General features: G+C 71.4%; 13 protein-coding genes. 1 reads left to right on the forward strand and 12 read right to left on the reverse strand.

Features of this window, described 5'->3' with window-relative positions:
• Positions 1–299: 299 nt before the first annotated feature.
• The 5 genes from ABEB12_RS03140 to ABEB12_RS03160 form a co-directional block, all read right to left on the reverse strand.
• On the reverse strand, positions 300–1,919 hold the full coding sequence (locus ABEB12_RS03140) for a class I adenylate-forming enzyme family protein (protein WP_345702505.1): 1,620 nt from the start codon (positions 1,917–1,919) through the stop codon (positions 300–302).
• Positions 1,916–3,181: a cytochrome P450 gene (locus tag ABEB12_RS03145; RefSeq protein WP_185058859.1), complete on the reverse strand. Its 1,266-nt coding sequence runs from the start codon at positions 3,179–3,181 to the stop codon at positions 1,916–1,918. Before ABEB12_RS03145 ends, ABEB12_RS03140 begins: the two co-directional genes overlap by 4 nt.
• Positions 3,182–3,248: 67 nt before the next feature.
• Positions 3,249–4,508: a cytochrome P450 gene (locus ABEB12_RS03150; RefSeq protein WP_185058860.1), complete on the reverse strand. Its 1,260-nt coding sequence runs from the start codon at positions 4,506–4,508 to the stop codon at positions 3,249–3,251.
• Between the two features lie 73 nt (positions 4,509–4,581).
• Positions 4,582–5,742: an alpha/beta fold hydrolase gene (locus ABEB12_RS03155; protein ID WP_185058861.1), complete on the reverse strand. Its 1,161-nt coding sequence runs from the start codon at positions 5,740–5,742 to the stop codon at positions 4,582–4,584.
• A 10-nt stretch (positions 5,743–5,752) separates the two neighbouring features.
• On the reverse strand, positions 5,753–6,574 hold the full coding sequence (locus tag ABEB12_RS03160; RefSeq protein WP_185058862.1) for an alpha/beta fold hydrolase: 822 nt from the start codon (positions 6,572–6,574) through the stop codon (positions 5,753–5,755).
• Positions 6,575–7,044: 470 nt separating this feature from the next.
• Here ABEB12_RS03160 and ABEB12_RS03165 point away from each other — a divergent pair, with 470 nt between their 5' ends.
• Positions 7,045–8,088, forward strand: a complete 1,044-nt coding sequence (locus ABEB12_RS03165; protein ID WP_185058863.1) for an RNA polymerase subunit sigma-70 — start codon at positions 7,045–7,047, stop codon at positions 8,086–8,088.
• A 33-nt stretch (positions 8,089–8,121) separates the two neighbouring features.
• Here the strand turns inward: ABEB12_RS03165 and ABEB12_RS03170 are convergent, their stop codons facing one another.
• The 7 genes from ABEB12_RS03170 to ABEB12_RS03200 form a co-directional block, all read right to left on the reverse strand.
• A complete protein-coding gene (locus ABEB12_RS03170; RefSeq protein ID WP_185058864.1) occupies positions 8,122–9,651 on the reverse strand; it encodes a tripartite tricarboxylate transporter permease in 1,530 nt (509 codons plus the stop codon).
• A complete protein-coding gene (locus ABEB12_RS03175; protein WP_185058865.1) occupies positions 9,651–10,196 on the reverse strand; it encodes a tripartite tricarboxylate transporter TctB family protein in 546 nt (181 codons plus the stop codon). Before ABEB12_RS03175 ends, ABEB12_RS03170 begins: the two co-directional genes overlap by 1 nt.
• Positions 10,197–10,201: 5 nt before the next feature.
• Positions 10,202–11,197: a tripartite tricarboxylate transporter substrate-binding protein gene (locus ABEB12_RS03180; RefSeq protein WP_185058866.1), complete on the reverse strand. Its 996-nt coding sequence runs from the start codon at positions 11,195–11,197 to the stop codon at positions 10,202–10,204.
• Positions 11,198–11,326: 129 nt separating this feature from the next.
• A complete protein-coding gene (locus tag ABEB12_RS03185; RefSeq protein WP_185058867.1) occupies positions 11,327–12,136 on the reverse strand; it encodes a prolyl oligopeptidase family serine peptidase in 810 nt (269 codons plus the stop codon).
• 73 nt (positions 12,137–12,209) lie between these two features.
• Positions 12,210–12,983, reverse strand: a complete 774-nt coding sequence (locus ABEB12_RS03190; protein ID WP_185058868.1) for a 5-formyltetrahydrofolate cyclo-ligase — start codon at positions 12,981–12,983, stop codon at positions 12,210–12,212.
• Between the two features lie 76 nt (positions 12,984–13,059).
• A complete protein-coding gene (locus tag ABEB12_RS03195) occupies positions 13,060–14,073 on the reverse strand; it encodes a TAXI family TRAP transporter solute-binding subunit (protein WP_185058869.1) in 1,014 nt (337 codons plus the stop codon).
• Positions 14,074–16,185 carry a TRAP transporter fused permease subunit gene (locus ABEB12_RS03200; RefSeq protein WP_185058870.1) on the reverse strand — a complete coding sequence of 704 codons (2,112 nt, stop codon included), beginning with the start codon at positions 16,183–16,185 and terminating at the stop codon, positions 14,074–14,076.
• Positions 16,186–17,138: the final 953 nt, after the last annotated feature.

Below are 17,138 nucleotides of genomic sequence, written 5' to 3' on the forward strand. Positions count from 1 at the left end.
TTGGCGGGGCGTGCACTTCCGGGGCCGGGACCAGGGCCGTTCGGGCGTCCCGGACGGCTTCCGCCGTTGCCGGGCACCGGGCCGTCGCCGTCGATCGGATCGCCGCTGGCCGAGGCAAAGTAGTCGTCAAAGTCCTCGGGCTCGCGGCGGGTTTGCCCCGGTCGTCGTGCCTCGTCCAATGCCATCCCCTGCGCCGCCTCGGTGGTCATCAGGTACGCGCCAAGCCCGGTTCGGTCGAACGCGAACGTGCACCACGGTCTCACGTGCGCCATCTGGGCGACACAGGGGGCCGGCCGAATTCACCTCAGGCGCTCACGTAACTCACGCTTTAGCACCTTGCCGGCAGCGGACACCGGGATTGAATCCACCAGGTGTAGTTCGCGCAAGTGTTTATACGGCGGCAGATCAGCGTTAACCGAGGCCCGCAGCGCCTCGGGGTCCAGGTCGGCGCCGGGGCCGGGTACCACGAACCCCACCGGCAACTCGCCGGCGGCCGGGTCGGGCCGGCCGACCACGGCGGCGGCGGCCACCCCGGGCCGGCCGAACAGCTTCTCCTCCAGCTCCCTCGGGTACACGTTGTAGCCCTTGTAGAGGAGCATGTCCTTCTTGCGGTCCACGATGGACAGGTAGCCGTCGTCGTCCAGCACGCCGATGTCGCCGGTGTGCAGCCAGCCGTCCACCAGCACCGCCGCCGTCTCCTCCGGGCGGTTCCGGTAGCCGAGCATGACCTGCGGTCCCTGGATGCACACCTCGCCGGGCTGGCCGGGGGGCAGCGGTTCCTCGGAGCCGTCCGCCACCACCTTGATCCGGGTGTCGTACACCGGCAACCCGACCGAACCGATCTTGCGCACCGCCGAGCGGGCGGCCGGGCCGGCGGTGGCGCCCATGGTCACCTCGGTCAGCCCGTAGCCCTCGCCGATCACCGCGTCCTCGCCGAACCGCGCGCGCAGCACCTTGATCAGCTCGACCGGCAGCGGCGCGGCGCCGGAGGTGAGGCCGAGGACGCCGGAGAGGTCGCGGGTGGCGAAGTCCGGGTGCGCGGCCAGCGCGGCGAACAGCGGCGGCGCGCCTCCCATGCCGGTCACCCGGAACTTCTCCGCGTCGGCCAGGTAGCGGCCGGGGTCGAAGCGCTGGTGCAGCACCTGGGTGGCCCCGGCCAGCATGGACACGTTCAGGCTGCCGATGGTGCCCATGGCGTGGAACCACGGGGTCAGGTTGATCGCCACACCGGTGCCCAGCCGCCCCGGGTACTCGCCCGGATCACCCATCTGGTCCAGCCACAGCCCACCGGAATCGTCCACCTTGGGCACCGAACCCGAACCCCAGCAGGCGTACTGCAGCGTGTTCACCACGACGTTGCGGTGCGGGATGCGCACGCCCTTGGACCGCCCGGTGGTGCCGCCGGTGTAGCCGAGGTGGGCCAGGTCGCGCGCCGGGTCGATCGCGACCCGAGGGCGGGTGGTCGGCTGGTCGGCGAGGAAGTCCTCGAACTCGTCGCCGAGCAGCACCACGCGGCGCACCGAGGTCTGGGCCAGCGCCGCCTGCAGGGCCGGCGCGGCCGGGGCGAAGGAGACCGCGAGCACCGCGCCCGAGTCGGCCAGCTGGGCGGCCAGGTCGGCCGGCGGGAGCAACGGGTTGGCCGGGCTGTACGTGGCGCCGGCCAGCAGGATGCCGTGGTAGGCGACGGCGAACTCCGGGCAGTTGGCCAGGTGCACCGCCACCACGTCGCCGGTGCCCACCCCGGCAGCCCGCAGCCCGTGGGCGAACGCGCAGGCCCGGCGGTACAGCTCGGCGTAGGAGAGCTCGCGGCCGTCCATGTGTAAGGCCACCCGCTCGCCCCAGCGGGCCGCCGCGCCGGCCAGGATCGCGCCGGCCGGGACGTCCGGATACTCCAGGCTGCCGGGCGAGGAGACGATCACCGGGCACCGCCGGCGGTGAACGCGACCGGCAGCTCCTTGATGCCGTTGATGAACATCGACTGCAGCCGCCGGGGCGGCGCGGTGGCGTGGATGTCCGGGATCCGGGTGAGCAGCTCGCGGAACATCACCTTGATCTCCCGCCGGGCCAGGTGCGCGCCCAGGCAGAAGTGCGGGCCGGGGCCGCCGAAGCCGATGTGCGGGTTGGGCGAGCGGAGGATGTCGAACCGCTCGGGCGCCTCGAAGTGCCGGGGGTCCCGGTTGCCGGCCCAGTAGAACATCAGCACCTTGTCACCGGCGTCCAGCCGCTGCCCGGACAGCACGGCCGGCTCGGCCAGGTTGCGCCGCATGTAGATCACCGGGGACGCCCAGCGGACGATCTCCTCCACCGCGCCCGGGGTGCGCTTGTCCAGGTCGGCCAGCCACAGCGCGCGCTGGTCGGGGTTCTCGGTGAGCAGCTGGATGCCCCAGCTGATCGCGTTGCGGGTGGTCTCGTTGCCGGCCACCACGAGCAGGATGAAGAAGGACGCCAGCTCCTCGGGGGTGAGCGACTCGCCGTCCACCTCGGCGTTCAGCAGGGCCGAGGTGAGATCGCCGGTCGGGTTCTTGGCCCGCTGCGCGCCCAGCTCGCGCACCAGTTGGGCCAGCTCCATGCCGGACTGGAGCAGTGCGCCGAAGAAGTTGCCGTCGGCCACGTACTCCGGGTCCTGCGCGCCGAGGATCACGTTGGTGTGGTCGAACACGAACTTGTGCTGGCTTTCCGGGATGCCCATCATGTCGCAGATGATGGTCAGCGGGAGCTTGGCCGCGATGTCGGTGACCGCGTCGGCCTCGCCCCGCTCGAGGATGTCGTCCACGATCTCGGTGGCGATCCGGGAGACGTTGTCGCTGAGCGCGTCCAGCATCTTCGGCGTGAAGCCCCGGGACACGATGCGGCGCAGCCGGGCGTGCCGGGGGTCGTCCATGTTGATCATCGAGCCGAAGAACTCGTTGAGCTCGACCGGCGTCTCGTTCGGCCCGGTCGCGTTGGGCTCCGAGTTGTAGATCGCCGGGGTGCGGCTGGCGGTGACGATGTCGTCCAGCTTGGTCAGCGCGTAGTAGTCGCGACCCGGCTCCATGTGCTCGACCACGGGCGGGGAGAAGAACGGCAGCTCGGCGCTCTCCCTTAACTCGTTGAACGCGGCGTGGCGCTCCTCGATCGACCGGGTCCAGAACCCGGCGATGTCGGACAGGTCCAGGGTGGCGGCGCTGCCGGTGGTCGTCATGGTTCGAGCATGCCGACAGTTGCGCCGGCAGGCCAGACGCGCGTTCGTACGTTGTACGTGACGTCTGTCACGCGGTCGGCGTGAATGCCACCGGCAGGCTCTTCACGCCGTTGATGAACATCGACCGCAGCCGCCGGGGTGGCGCGGTGGCGTGGATGTCCGGCACCCGGGTCAGCAGCTCGCGGAACATCACGCCGATCTCCCGGCGGGCCAGATGCGCGCCCAGGCAGAAGTGCGGGCCGGGTCCCCCGAAGCCGATGTGCGGGTTGGGCGAGCGGAGGATGTCGAACCGGTCCGGCGCCGCGAAGTGCCGGGGGTCGCGGTTGGCCGCCCAGTAGAACAGGGCCACCTTGTCGCCCCGGTCCAGGCGCTGCCCGGACAGCTCGGCCGGCCCGGTCAGCGTGCGCCGCATGAACATCACCGGCGACGACCAGCGCACGATCTCCTCCACCGCGCCCGGGGTGTGCTTGTCCAGGTCGGCGAGCCACAGCGCGCGCTGGTCCGGGTTCTCGGTGAGCAGTTGCAGGCCCCAGCTGATCGCGTTGCGGGTGGTCTCGGTGCCGGCGACCACGAGCAGCGAGAAGAACCCGGCCAGTTCCTCCGCGTCCAGCGCCTCGCCGTCGATCTCCGCGTTGAGCAGTGCGGAGGTGAGGTCGTCGGTGGGGTGGGCGGTGCGCTGCCGGACCAGGTCGTCGGTGAGCTCGCGCAACGCCCGGATGGCGTCCTGGAACGCGGTCAGCATGGTGCCGCCGGGCGGCACGTACTCCGGGTCCTCGGTGCCCAGGAAGATGTTCGACTGGTGGAAGACGAACTCGTGCTGGCTCTCCGGGATGCCCATCATGTCGCAGATGACGATCAACGGCAGCCGGGCGGCCAGGTCGGCCACCGCGTCGCACTCGCCGCGCCCGGCCACGTCGTCCACCACCCGCCGGGTGATCCGGGCGACGTTGTCGGTCAGAGCGTTCAACATCTTCGGCGTGAAGCCCCGGGACACGATGCGGCGCAGCCGGGCGTGCCGGGGGTCGTCCATCGCGATCATGGACGTGATCAGGCCCTTCGGCCGGTCCACCACGCTGGTCACGCCCCGCCGCGAGCTGTACACGCCGGCCGCCCGGCTGGCCGCGACGACGTCGTCCAGCCGGGTCAGCGCGTAGTAGCCCGGCCCCGGCGGGAAGCCGTCGAACACCGGCTCGGCGAAGAACGGCAGGCCGGGCCGCGCCCGCAGCTCGTCGAACGCGGCATGGCGTTCCTCGATCGGAAGGGTCCAGAACCCCGCGATGTCGGAAAGGTCCGGCTGGGCACGCGTGACGACACTGTCGGTGCTCATGTGACGAGCGTAACGAGCGCGGAACGCGCTCGCCGAGCGTGCGCCCAGTTAGGCGCACGCGGGGATTACCCCGTTACTTTGCGAGGGCACCTATTGCGGCGCGGACCTCCCGCACGAAAATCTCCGGCTGCTCCAACGCGGCGAAGTGGCCGCCGCGGGGCGACTCGCCGTAGTAGCGCAGCTCCGGGAAGCGGAACCGGACCCAGCGCTCGCTGGCCTGCCCGATCTCCTCCGGGAACCGGGTGTAGGCGCTGGGCGCGGTCACCGCCACCGGCTCCTTCAGGAACTGGCCGAAGCTCTCCCAGTACAGCCGGGCCGAGGAGGTGGCGCTGTTGGTCAGCCAGTACATCATCACGTTGTCCAGCAGCACGTCGCGCGGCACCGCGTTCTCCGGGTGCTTCACGCCGTCCCGGGCGCAGTCGGTCCAGGCGTGGAACTTCTCCACGATCCAGGCCAGCTGCCCGGCGGGCGAGTCGGCCAGCGCGTAGCCGAGGGTCTGCGGACGGGTGGACTGCTGGGTGGAGTAGCCGGCCTCCTGCTCCGCGTAGTGCCGCAGCCGGCCGAGCATCTCCTGCTCGGCCGGGGTCGGCTCGCCCAGCTCGGCGAACGCGGCCGGCGAGGACAGCGCCATGTTGACGTGGATGCCCCGCAGGCCCGGCGGGTTCTGGATGCCGAGCACCGCGGTGACCAGCGAGCCCCAGTCCCCGCCCTGGGCGTAGTACTCGGCGTACCCCAGCTCGCCCATGAGCTGGTGCCAGGCGCGGGCGATGCGCTCCGCCCCGGTGCCCGACACGGTGGGCTTGGCGGAGAAGCCGTAGCCGGGTAGTGCGGGGATGACCAGGTGGAACGCTTCGCTCGGGTCCTCGGGGTCGGTCAGCGGGGCGATCACCTCCAGGAACTCCAGCACCGAGCCCGGCCAGCCGTGCGTCATGATCAGCGGGCGCGCGTCCGGGTGCTTCGAGCGGATGTGCAGGAAGTGGATGCCCAGCTCGACGCCGTCCACCTTGAGCTCGGCGAAGAACTGCGGGTGCGCGTTCAGCCGGGTGGCCACCCGGCGCATGTCGTAGTCGTTGCGCCAGTAGTCCACCAGTTCGCGCAGGTAGTCCCGGGGGATGCCCTGGGACCAGTCCGCGACGGGTTCCTTCTCCGGGAAGCGGGTCTGCGCCAGCCGTTGGCGCAGCTCGTCGATCTGGGCGTCGGTGATCTCCACGGTGAACTGCCGAACCTGGGCCATGGGTTGGAGGCTAGCGGCGATCACCGACACTTGCGCGGTCACGGAGAACTTCGCGCAGTCGTTCCGCGAACGCCGGCGGGTCCTCCACGAACCCGACGTGGCCACCGGGGAACTTGGCGGGGCGCCGGTCGAGCGCGGCGGCCAGCCCGTTGGAGGTGCGCTCGCAGAACTGCCCGCCCGACTCCTCGCCGATGCCGATCACGATCTCCGGCCCGCCGGCGAGGGCGGCCAGATCGGGTTTCCAGTAGGTGGTCGGGCGGATCATGTGCTCGTACTGGTAGCGGTCGTCCGCGCGGGCCTGTGGGGTCGCCGGCAGCAGCTGGTCGACCACCTCGGCCGGCAGCTGGATGCCGGCGTTGGCCAGGAACTTCACCCAGCCGCCCCGCACGTCGCCCGCCAGGTAGGTGGTGATCATGTCCTCGGTGGCTTCGCGTGCGCGCGCCCGGTCTTGCTCGGTGGGCAGGAACTCCAGCAGCGGCGGTTCGTGCGCGACCACGGTGTGCAGCCGTTCCGGGAACGCCTGCGCGCAGGCCAGCGTGCTCACCGCGCCGCCACTGGACGCGAGGACGGCGGCCGGCCCCGCGTCCACGTGTTCGATCAGCCGGGCCAGATCGCCGGCGCGCTGCTCGGGGGTGGAGTCGCGGTCCGGGTCGGCCAGCCGGCTGCGGTTGATGCCCCTCGGATCGGTGGTCAGCACGGTGTGGTCCTCGGCGAGCAGGTCGGCCAGCGGGGCGAACGCGTCGGCGTCCATAGGGGCGCCCAGCAGCACGACCAGCGGGCCGGCGCCGCGCAGCTCGTAGTAGAGGTGGCCGTCGGGGGTCGTGAGGATCATGGGGTCTCCTTCTGGTTGTCCGTAAGGGGAGACTCCCGGGGTGGCGGGGAATCATCGCCGGCCGCCGGTTTTGGTGGGGTGTGGGTTCTTCAAGGGCGCTTGGACGGCCGCGGTCGGGGTGGTCTTCCGCCGCTTGGGTGCCGGCCGGTGCGTTCGGGCCTCGGCTCCTGCCTGCTACGCACGGTCACCGCCGAGCCGCTTTCCGTCGACGACATCCACCTGAGCGGGGTTCGATCATGGGGTGCACCCCGCTCACGTGGATCTCGATGAATCGGCGGCCGTCACAGCCCCCGGCACCCGACCACCGTCCGTAACCAGATCCCGAACCCGCGCCGGGCGAACGCACGGGCGGCACCCGGGCGGCGGAAGATCGGCCGCCGCTGGTGCCCCAGGACTCCCAGCAAACCCACTCGCACCAAGCGGGAAATAGCCGCGGCAAATTGTCAGGGGGCGCTGGCACACTCGCTCGCATGGGTGAAGTGACGACGCGCGTGGCCACCGAGGATCCGGATCTCGAGCGGGCCAAGGCGGGCGACGACGCGGCGTTCAGCCGGCTGGTGGAGCCGTTGCGCCGGGAGCTGCACGCGCACTGCTACCGGATGCTCGGGTCCATCCATGACGCGGACGACGCGCTGCAGGACGCGTTGCTGCGGGCCTGGCGCGGGATCGCCCGGTTCGAGGGGCGCTCGTCGCTGCGTTCCTGGCTGTACACCGTGGTCACCCGCAGCTGCCTGGACACCGCCGAGCGGCGGGGCAAGCGGGCACTGCCGGTGGATCTCGGCCCGGCCAGCGACCACGCGGTGCTGCAGGACACCCCGCTCACCGAGGTGGCCTGGCTGGGGCCGTACCCGGACTCCGCCCTGGCGGACGGCCCGTCCGCCCCGGATGCGCACTACGAGCAGCGGGAGGCGGTGGAGCTGGCGTTCGTGGCCGCCTGCCAGCACCTGCCCGGCAACCAGCGGGCCGCGCTGGTGCTGTTCGAGGTGCTCGGGTACTCGGCCGCCGAGATCGCCGGCATCATGGACACCTCCACCGCCTCGGTGAACAGCGCGCTGCAGCGAGCCCGCTCGGTGGTGGCCACCCGGGTTCCCGAGCGCACCCAGCAGCAGACCGCGCGGGAGGTCGGCGATCCGCGGGTACGCGAGCTGGCCATCGGGTACGCCGACGCGCTGGAGCGTGGCGACCCGGATGCCCTGGTCGCGCTGCTGACCGAGGACGTCACCTGGTCCATGCCGCCACTGGCGAACTGGTACACCGGCCGGGACGTGGTGGTGGACTTCGCCCGCCAGGTCCCGCTCTCCACCTGCGGCAGCTGGCGGACGCTGGTGACCAGCGCCAACGGCCAACCCGCCGTGGCCGCCTACCGAAAGGTGAACCGGGACGACCCGACCGCGCGCCACACCGCCTGGTCGATCAACGTGCTGACCCTGCGGGACGGCCTGATCGCCGAGATCACGTCGTTCCTGGACCCGGACCTGCTGCCGCTGTTCGGCCTGCCCAGCTCCCTGCCCTAGGTCCCGCGTGCGCCGAACTGGGCGCGGCCGTAATCAGCTGGGCGGCGGAGCACTGGCCTCCGACTGCTCGGCCAGGGCGGCGCGGCGGCGCCGGGCGACGGGTAGCACCACCGGGATGAGCAGCGCCAACGCCACCACGATCCACAGGGTGACGGTGATCGGCCCGGAGACCAGGATCGCCGGGTCGCCCTCGGAAAGGGCCAGCGCGCGGCGCAGCTGGCTCTCCGCGATCGGCCCCAGGATGAGCCCGACCACGGCCGGCGCGACCGGCACCTCGGCGTAGCGCATGAGCAGCCCGAGCAGCCCGATCGCGCACAGGATGACCAGGTCCACCGTGGTCCCGCCGGCGGCGAACGCGCCCAGCGTGGCGAACACCAGCACGCCCGCGTAGATGCCGTAGGCCGGGATGGTGAGCAGCTTCGCCCACACCCGCGCCAGCGGCAGGTTCAGCACCAGCAGCATCACGTTGCCCACGTACAGGCTGGCGATGAGCGTCCACACCAGCGGGCCGGACTCGGCGAACAGCCGCGGACCGGGCTGGATGCCGTAGGACTGGAAACCGGTGAGGATCACCGCCGCCGTGGCCGAGGTCGGCAGCCCGATGGTGAGCAGCGGGACCAGCACGCCGGCCGCCGCCGCGTTGTTCGCCGCCTCCGGGCCGGCCACGCCCTCGATCGCGCCGTGGCCGAACTCGTGCCGGTGCGCGGACAGCTTCCGCTCCAGGCTGTAGGACAGGAAGGTGGGTACCTCCGCGCCGCCCGCCGGCAGGCTGCCGATCGGGAAGCCCAGCGCCGTGCCGCGCAGCCACGCCGGCCAGGACCGCCGCAGGTCGGCGCGCGAGAGCACCGCCCGTTCGCGCAGCGGTTGCACGGTGGTGCCGCCGGTGCCGGAGCGGGCATGCGAGAACGACTCGGTCAGCGCGAACAGCGCGACCACCACGATCACCACGTCGATGCCGTCCAGCAGCGGCGCGACACCGAAGGTGAGCCGGGGCTGGCCGGTCTGCACGTCGATGCCGATCAGCCCGATGGCAATGCCGACCAGCAGGCTGGCCAGGCCCTTCAGCAGGTTCGGCCCGAGCAGCGCGGAGACGGTCACGAACGCCACCGCCATCAGGGCCACGTACTCCGGCGGGCCGAAGGTCACCGCGAACTTCGCCACCACGGGGGACAGGAAACTCAGCCCGATGGTGCCGATCGTGCCGGCCACGAAGCTACCCAGCGCGGCGGTGGCCAGCGCGGCGGCGGCCCGACCGGCGCGGGCCATCTTGTTGCCCTCCAGCGCGGCGATCATGGAGGCGCTCTCGCCGGGGGTGTTCAACAGGATGGACGTGGTGGACCCGCCGTACATGCCGCCGTAGTAGATGCCGGCGAACATGATCAGCGCGCTGGCCGGCTCCAGCCGGAAGGTGACCGGCAGCAGCAGCGCCACGGTCAGCGCCGGCCCGATGCCGGGCAGCACGCCCACGGCGGTGCCGATGGTCACCCCGATCAGCGCCCACAGCAGGTGTTCCCAGGTCAGCGCGCTGGCGAAGCCGTCGAGCAGCAGTTGGAACTGATCCATCAGAAACCCCACGGGCCGACGGGCAGGCTCAGCCCGATCAGCCGGTCGAACACCAGGAACGCGATCGCGGCCACCGCCCAGCCGTAGGCGAGCACGTTCCAGCTCCTCGGCGCGCCGAGCAGCAACGCCGCCGCCGCGAACAGCCCCGCCGAGCTCACCACGTACCCGACAATCGGCAGCAGCACCGCAAACGCCAGCAGCACGGCCACCAGCGCGCCAACCCGCCACCAGCCTCCGGCCGCAGATTTCCACGCAGAGCTGCTCTGCGTGGAAATCTGCGACATTCCGTCGCCTGATTGCGAGTCCGGCTCCGGTTCCGGCTTCTCCGGTGACCTGAACCTCAGCGCCGCCCGCGCCTGGACCAACAGCCCCGCACCGACCAGACCGAGCAGCGCACCGATCGCCACCGGCGCCGCGCCCGGCCCCAGGCCCGGCCCACCGGCCGGCCGCCGTGCACCGTCGGCGATCATCACTACCGCGCCGACCAGCAACAACAGCGCAAACAGCGCGGTCGCGCGCTGGGTGGTCCGTTCCGACTCCGGCATGCCGCTCACCGCAGCCCGATCGACGCGAGCACCTGGGTGACCCGGTTCTGTTCGTCGGTCACGAAGCGGGTGAAGTCCGGGCCGGCGAGCGTCGCCTCGCCCCATCCCCGCCGGGCCAGCGCGTCGCGCCAGGCCGGGGTCCGGGTCATCGCCACCAGCAGTTTCTCCAGGCTCTCCCGCTGTTGCGGGGAAATTCCGGGCGGCGCGACGACGCCCCGCCAGTTCTGCAGCTCCACGTCCACGCCGCCCTCCCGCAGGGTCGGCACATCGGGCAGCGCGGGCACCCGGGCCGGCGAGGACACCGCGAGCGCGCGCAGGGTGCCGGCCTGGATCTGCGGGAGCAGCTCGGACACCCCGGAGATGCCGGCGGTGGACCGCCCGGAGAGCAGCGTGGTCAACGCCTCGCCGCCCCCGGAGTGCGCGATGTAGTTGACCTTGGAAGGGTCCGCGCGCAGGGCCTGGGCGATCAGGCCGGCCAGGATCTGCTCGGCGCCGCCGGCCGAGCCGCCGGAGATCGACACCCCCGGCAGGTTGGTCCGCATCGCCGTGACCAGGTCGTTCATCGAGCGCACCGGAGAGTTCGCGGTGACCACGATGACCTGGTAGTCGGTGGTGAGCCGGAGCAGGGGCGTCGTGTCGGCCAGAGTGTTCGGCGCATGGTTGCGCTGGATGGCGCCGACCATGATCAGCCCGGTGACCATCAGCTCGGTCGGCTCGCCGGTGCGCCGGACGAACTGGCTCAGCCCGATGGTGCCGCCCGCGCCCTCCACGTTGTACACCTCGGTCCGGCCGACCAACTCGCGCAGCGCGGACTGCATCTCACGCGCGGTCTGGTCCCAGCCGCCGCCCGGCGCGGCCGGCGCCATGATGCGCAGCTGCCGGCCGTCCAGCACCTGCTGCGCGGCCGAACGGGCCGGCGCGGGTGCGGTAATCACGATCAGCGCGGTGGCCAGCAACGCCACGGCCAGGGGCAGCCATTTCCCGTAGTTCGCTCTCGGCATGCCCGCCCATCCCCGCCGCCCGGCGCCACCGGTAATCGATGTCCAGTTGTATTTATCAGGCGCGTTTGCCCGTGTCAGCCCGTGCGCGAGTGTCTTAGTAGTGACTTAGTTCTGGGCGGCCCGCGGACACTAGGCGGCCCGCGCGAGCTGGCCGCGGAACCAGGCGGTCAGGCCGGCGTCCACCTCGGCGGCCAGCGGTAGCTGCGGCGCCGGCTCGATGCCGGGGTCGTCGGCGAGCGGGTGCCCCAGCCCGGGGATCGAGAGCAGCTCGGACCGCTGCCCCAGCGCGGCGACCAGGTCCAGGGCGTCGGCGCGCAGCGCCGGGTGGTCGTCCTCCCCGCTGACGACCAGCAGCGGCGCGCGGATGGCGTCGGCCTTGGCAACGAAGTCCAGGCGGTCGACGACCTGCTCGGTTTCGGAGTCGTAGGGGTACTCACCGGGGAACAGCTCGACCACGGAGCGCATCCGGATGGCGGCGTTCACCACGGCTCCGGCGAACACCGGGGTTTCGGTCTCGGCAAGGACCCGCAGCGCCACGGCCCCGCCCAGGGAACCGCCGAGCACGCCGATCGGCCCGTCCCCGACCGGCAGCTGGGCCCGGATGGACTCCAGCGCGGCCGGGAGCTCCTCAGTCGCCTGCTCGACGAACGGGTTCAGGAAGGACATGAGCGGGTCCTTCTGGAACAGCGCCACGATCGCGTCAGTGCTGCCGCCGACCATGCGCGCCCCGCACATCGGCATGGCCAGGTGCACCCGCCAGGCGGGCACGCCGGCCATCGGCAGTGCGGCGGCGAACGCGGCGTCCGACCTCGGCGCGTCCAACATGTGCCAGGTGACGATCAGCGGCGCGGCGCCGCCGGCGGCCGGCGGCAGTGCGGTGAACGGAACTCCGGCGGCGTTGCCCTTGATCGGTGTGGGCGGGTGGGCGGGCGGGTGCATTGGCCCACGGTAGAGCGGCCGCCACTCGCCGGGAACGGTTATCGCCACCGGCGAAACCGCGCGCCGGTCGCCGCTAGTGCCCGGCCTTCCGCAGCGCCCGCAACAGCGGGATCGACTCGATCTTCTCCTCGGTGAGCTCGTCCCACCGCACGCCGTCCGCCGGCCGGGGAGCGCGCTCGGCGCGCGCGTCGATGATCCGTTCCGGGGTGACGATCAGGTCGACCGGGGCGTCGTGCGGGGCGGTCGGGATCTCCCCGGTGGCGCGCACCTGCAGCTCGTGCACCGTGGTCACCACCAGGGTGTCCGGCCCGATCAACCCGGCCGCGCTGGCCAGGGCGAACTCCAGGTCGGCGAATCCGCCGCCCTTGCCCAGCCGGGCGCCGTCCGTGCCGACCGCCACGCAGCCGCTGATCACCAGGTCCACCGGCGCGAGCTCGTCCACCGGTACCCGGCGCGCGCTTCGGGTGGCCCCGGCGATGGAGGCGGCCTTTCGCGGCGGGTCGGCCAGGTCGTCCGGGTCCAGCAGGAAGAACGGGTTCTCCTCGGCCAGCCTCGGCACCGCCATGTACACCGTCTTGCCGTCACGCAGCGCGCGCTCGCGGACCGGTAGCTGCGCCGAGTCCGGGTTGGCCTTGATGGTGCGCGCGGCCCGCCAGAAGTCGGTCTCCCGCAGCCGCTCGGCGGCCGCCTCGGCGCCGATGAAGTTGGAGATCCGGTTGCGCGCGCCGGGGAACCGGGACGCCTTGCCTTCGGTCAGCGCGGTCCACACGTCGTCGCGCAGCGCCGCCTTCGCCTTCAGTACCTCCGGGTCGCCGCCCGCATCATGATCATGCCGTTTGCCCCGCACCCGCGTACCTTATGCGCCGCTGCGCGGTGCTCGTGAGTGGCGAGTGTCGCTATAGCCACACTCGCCACTCACGGGTTCAGCCGGCGCCGAGCTGGTCCAGGGCCTGCTTGGCCCCGGGGTGCAGCGGTACCGGGGCGGTGTCCCGCGCGCTGGTCAGCAGGATGTCCTTGGCGGCCGGGTTGGTGGCGACCAGCTTTTCGGTGCTCTGGTAGAGCGTGCGGGTGAGCACGCAGGCCAGGCTGGCGTCCATGTCGGCCGGCACCAGCAGCAGGTTCGGCACCACGATGGTCTGCGTGTCAACGGCGCCCGGGTAGGTCGAGCCGGCGATGGTCGCCACCCGGTAGACCGGGTTGGTCCGCTGCAGCGTGTCCACCACGCCGGAGGTGTCGATCAGCTTCACCCGGTCGCGCATGCTGGTGAACAGGTCGGTGATGTTCGGCGTGGGCAGTCCGGCCGAGTAGACCAGCGCGTCCACCGTGCCGTCCTTCATGCCGTCGATGGTGGCGCCGATGTCCAGCCGCTGCGCCTGGATGTCCTTCGCCGGGTCCAGGCCGGCGGCGGCCAGGATCCGGTTGGCGATGACCTCGGTGCCGGACTTGGGCGAGCCGGTGGACACCCGCTTGCCGCGCAGGTCGGCGATGGTGTTGATGCCGGCCTCGGTACGCGCCACGACCTGGGTGTAGTTCGGGTAGATCTGGCCCAGCGCGGCGATCTTCTGCGGTTTGCCGTCGAACGCCCCGGCGCCGTTGACCGCGTCCGCCGCGCTGTCGGCCAGCGAGAACGCCACCTGGTGGGTGCCCGCGCCGAGCTGCTGGATGTTCTGCACCGAGGCGCCGGTCTCGGCCGCCGTGGCCTTCAGCTTGCCGCCGGTGGCCTCGGTGACCAGCTCCCCGTAGCGGCCGCCCAGCACGTAGTACACGCCGCCGGTGTTGCCGGTGGCGATGCTGATCCGGGTGTCCTTGGTGATCTCGCAGCCACCGGGGGCGGCGGTGGCGTCGGCCGGCGCACCGGTCTGCCTCCCGCCGCATCCCGCCGTGACCGCTAGCGCGCCGGCGACCAACGCCACCAGTGCCGTCCTGGCGAACCTCATCTAAAGTCCCTCCCCGACCTGCCGAACGTCAGATCCGCGCCGCGCGCGGATCACGAGGTGGATCATTACAGCGCACGCCAACAGCGCAAAGCCGGAAATGATCGTGGCGGGCGCAAGATAGAGCAGAAGGAGTGCCGCCGGCAGGCAGAGCGCGCGCTCCACCAACCCGGCCCGGTCGACCAGCCAGCCCCCGGTGACCACGGCCAACGCCGCCACGGCCGCCGACGCGACCAGCGTCGTCCACAGCACGGTGACCGCCGACCCCTCGGTGAGCAGCGCCGCGCCGTTGTCGGTGAGCACGAAGGCGAACGGCACCAGGAACGCCGGAAGGGTGTACTTGGCCGCCTGCCACATGGTCGGGATGACCTTGCCGCCGGTGATCGCGGAGGCGGCCACGGCGGCCAGCGCCGTCGGGGGTGTCACCTCGGAGAGCACCGCGAAGTAGAAGATGAACATGGCCGCTTCCGGCGGGGCCACGCCCAGGTCGGTGAGCGCCGGCCCGACGATCACCCAGGCGATGATGAACGACGCGGTCACCGGCACCGCCAGGCCCAGCGCGGAAACCGCGATCGCGGCCAGCACCACGGTCACCACCAGCACGCCGGTCGGGTTGTCGGTCACCGCCCGCGCCGCGCCGACCAGAATCGACGCCAGCTGCAGGCCCAGCCCGGTCTTGGCGATGGTGGACGTGATGATCCCGGCCGCCGCACACACTGCCGCAACCGCCAGCACGCTCCGCAGCCCGAAGGCCAGCGCCTGGAACAGGCGCTTCGGGGTGAGCGCGTTCCGCTTGTCCAGGAAGGACAGCACCAGCTGGATGCCGATCGCGTACACCACGGCGGTGAACGGCGGGATGTCCAGCGCCAGGAAGACCACGATCACCACCAGCGACAGCAGGTGGTAGCCGTACCGGCCGAGAATCCGCCACGGCCCGGGTGCCCCCGGCTCGCGAACGGTGACCGCGCTGGTGCCGTGCCGCCGCGCGTCGATCTCCACCGCCAGCAGGATGCCCAGGTAGTAGAGCAGCGTCGGCACGATCGCCCAGAGCAGTACCTGCAGGTAGGAGACGCGCAGATACTCGGCGATGATGAACGCCGCCGCGCCGAGGGTCGGTGGCGAGAGGATCGCCCCGATGCCGGCCGCGGCCAGCATTCCGCCGGCGTTCTCGGCCGGGTAGCCGGCCCGGCGCAGGATAGGCCAGGTCACCGAGCCGAGGCTGACCGTGGTCGCCGCGCCGGATCCGGAGACCGTGCCGAGCAGGAACCCGGACAGCGTCACCGTCCGTCCGGGCGCGGTCCGCGAGCGGCCGAACGCGGCGAACGACAGGTCGATGAAGAACCGCCCGGCCCCGGACAGGTCCAACACCGCCGCATACAGCGCGAACAGCACGATGTAGCTGGCCGCCACGGACAGCGGTACTCCGTAGAACCCGGACGCGTCGTTGTACAGGCCGTTGATGATCTCGTCGGCGTTCAGCCCCTGGTGCGCGATCGCCCAGTTCTGCGGCAGCAGCCCGCCGTAGTAGGAGTACGCCAGCGCGAGCAGGCAGGCCGCCGGCAGCACCCAGCCCGTGGTGCGCCGGCACGCCTCCAGCACCAGCACCAGCAGCACTCCGCCCGCGACCAGGTCGGCCGGGCTGAGCAGACCCTGCCGGTCCAGGAACGCGTCATACCCGGTGAGCGCGGGATACAGCGCGACGACCAGCGACGCGGCGGCGAGCACCCAGTCGGCCGGGCCGGGGTTGTCCGGCCGGCCGGCGTTCCGTCGCCGCGCCGTGGCGCGGTAGCAGAGAAACACCAGCGGCAACACGCAGGCCAGGAACAACATCAGCGCGTACTGCCGACCGGCGGCCAGCGGGAAGAACACCTGGTACAGCGAGAACACCGCGATCAACGCGGCGGCCACGTCCACCGCCCGGAGCACCCAACCGCTGAGCGCCCGCGCCGGCCGCTCGTCGTCGTACCCCGCGAGCGCCTCTTCCCCCGGCGCCGCCTGCGTGAGAAGAGGGTTGGCGGGCGTGTCAGAAGAGTCGGGCGTGCCAGAAGAGTTGTCGGGCGTGCCGGCCGCGTCGTCGACTGGCTGACTGGTCGACTCCGACCCGCGCTCCGGCATGCGCTGACGGTATCCGGGCACGCGCGCTTTCGTCACCCAACGCACCCGGGATCTTGGACAACCTTAATCCCGCCGTGTCCTCGGCGAGGCCGAGGAATCCATGACCGAGCTGATCACGGTGCCCATCCGGGCAAGAAATCTTCCGGACGGAGACAAGAACCTAAACCATCATTGATAGCCTTTCTATTTGCACCGTCGTCGCGCTCCCACCGGACCACGCGGCATTCATCGAGGTGTTTGAGTGTCGTGGATCTACCTGGACGGAACGAGCTAGGGTCGTTACCGGCGCATTCCGTGATGCCGGCCCGAGTGGTTGACCATTCGGTGGTACGTCCGGCGGATCCGGCGCTTGATGTGGCGGGCCTCGCGGAAGCGTGGCCTCCCGCCGGGCGTCGCCGCCCGTTGGGTCGATACGTGGCCCCCATCGTGCCGCTTGCGACGCGGCTCCCGTCCGTACCTGAACGTCAGCCCACCGGACGGTCAGGGAGTCCGGCAGCGGCTCGATCACATCGCCCGGGCAAATCGCGATCAGCCCGAGTGCCCTGGCGGGCTGGCGCCGCAATGGGTCGGTCACCGTCCCGGACCCTTGCAATCGCACGATCACCTCGATCTCCTCGCGCACGTTTTCTCGTTGCGCGCACTCAGGGAAACTCGACGCTCCGAACCGCGGGTATCCGCCCGCCGGCCCAGGTAAGCGCGGAACGTGACCATCGCGCACGGGGTCGCCGATCGTGAAGTTGATTCGAACATGCGTTCATGTTAGCATAGATTTCGTTCGGGATGACAAGCTCGGGAGCGAGGATGAGTGGACGCGTCACTTCCGCCCGCAAGGCAACAAAAGCACCGCCATCACCAGTAGTAACGACGCGGGCCTGTCCAGGCCCGGGGCCACCATGATCCGCACCGGTGATCGCGCGCAGGCCGGCGTGATCACCTCGGCGCGATCACGCTGG

Source organism: Actinospineispora eucalypti, from assembly GCF_039543365.1.
GTDB lineage: Bacteria > Actinomycetota > Actinomycetes > Mycobacteriales > Pseudonocardiaceae > Pseudonocardia > Pseudonocardia eucalypti.

What these genes read in the sequence shown, in the direction of transcription:
- ABEB12_RS03145 (WP_185058859.1), bottom strand. Translation starts at nt 3,181, where the DNA reads ATGACGACCACCGGCAGCGCCGCCACCCTGGACCTGTCCGACATCGCC.
- ABEB12_RS03185 (WP_185058867.1), bottom strand. Translation starts at nt 12,136, where the DNA reads ATGCACCCGCCCGCCCACCCGCCCACACCGATCAAGGGCAACGCCGCC.
- ABEB12_RS03170 (WP_185058864.1), bottom strand. Translation starts at nt 9,651, where the DNA reads ATGGATCAGTTCCAACTGCTGCTCGACGGCTTCGCCAGCGCGCTGACC.
- ABEB12_RS03175 (WP_185058865.1), bottom strand. Translation starts at nt 10,196, where the DNA reads ATGCCGGAGTCGGAACGGACCACCCAGCGCGCGACCGCGCTGTTTGCG.
- ABEB12_RS03180 (WP_185058866.1), bottom strand. Translation starts at nt 11,197, where the DNA reads ATGCCGAGAGCGAACTACGGGAAATGGCTGCCCCTGGCCGTGGCGTTG.
- ABEB12_RS03165 (WP_185058863.1), top strand. Translation starts at nt 7,045, where the DNA reads ATGGGTGAAGTGACGACGCGCGTGGCCACCGAGGATCCGGATCTCGAG.
- ABEB12_RS03195 (WP_185058869.1), bottom strand. Translation starts at nt 14,073, where the DNA reads ATGAGGTTCGCCAGGACGGCACTGGTGGCGTTGGTCGCCGGCGCGCTA.
- ABEB12_RS03160 (WP_185058862.1), bottom strand. Translation starts at nt 6,574, where the DNA reads ATGATCCTCACGACCCCCGACGGCCACCTCTACTACGAGCTGCGCGGC.
- ABEB12_RS03200 (WP_185058870.1), bottom strand. Translation starts at nt 16,185, where the DNA reads ATGCCGGAGCGCGGGTCGGAGTCGACCAGTCAGCCAGTCGACGACGCG.
- ABEB12_RS03150 (WP_185058860.1), bottom strand. Translation starts at nt 4,508, where the DNA reads ATGAGCACCGACAGTGTCGTCACGCGTGCCCAGCCGGACCTTTCCGAC.
- ABEB12_RS03155 (WP_185058861.1), bottom strand. Translation starts at nt 5,742, where the DNA reads ATGGCCCAGGTTCGGCAGTTCACCGTGGAGATCACCGACGCCCAGATC.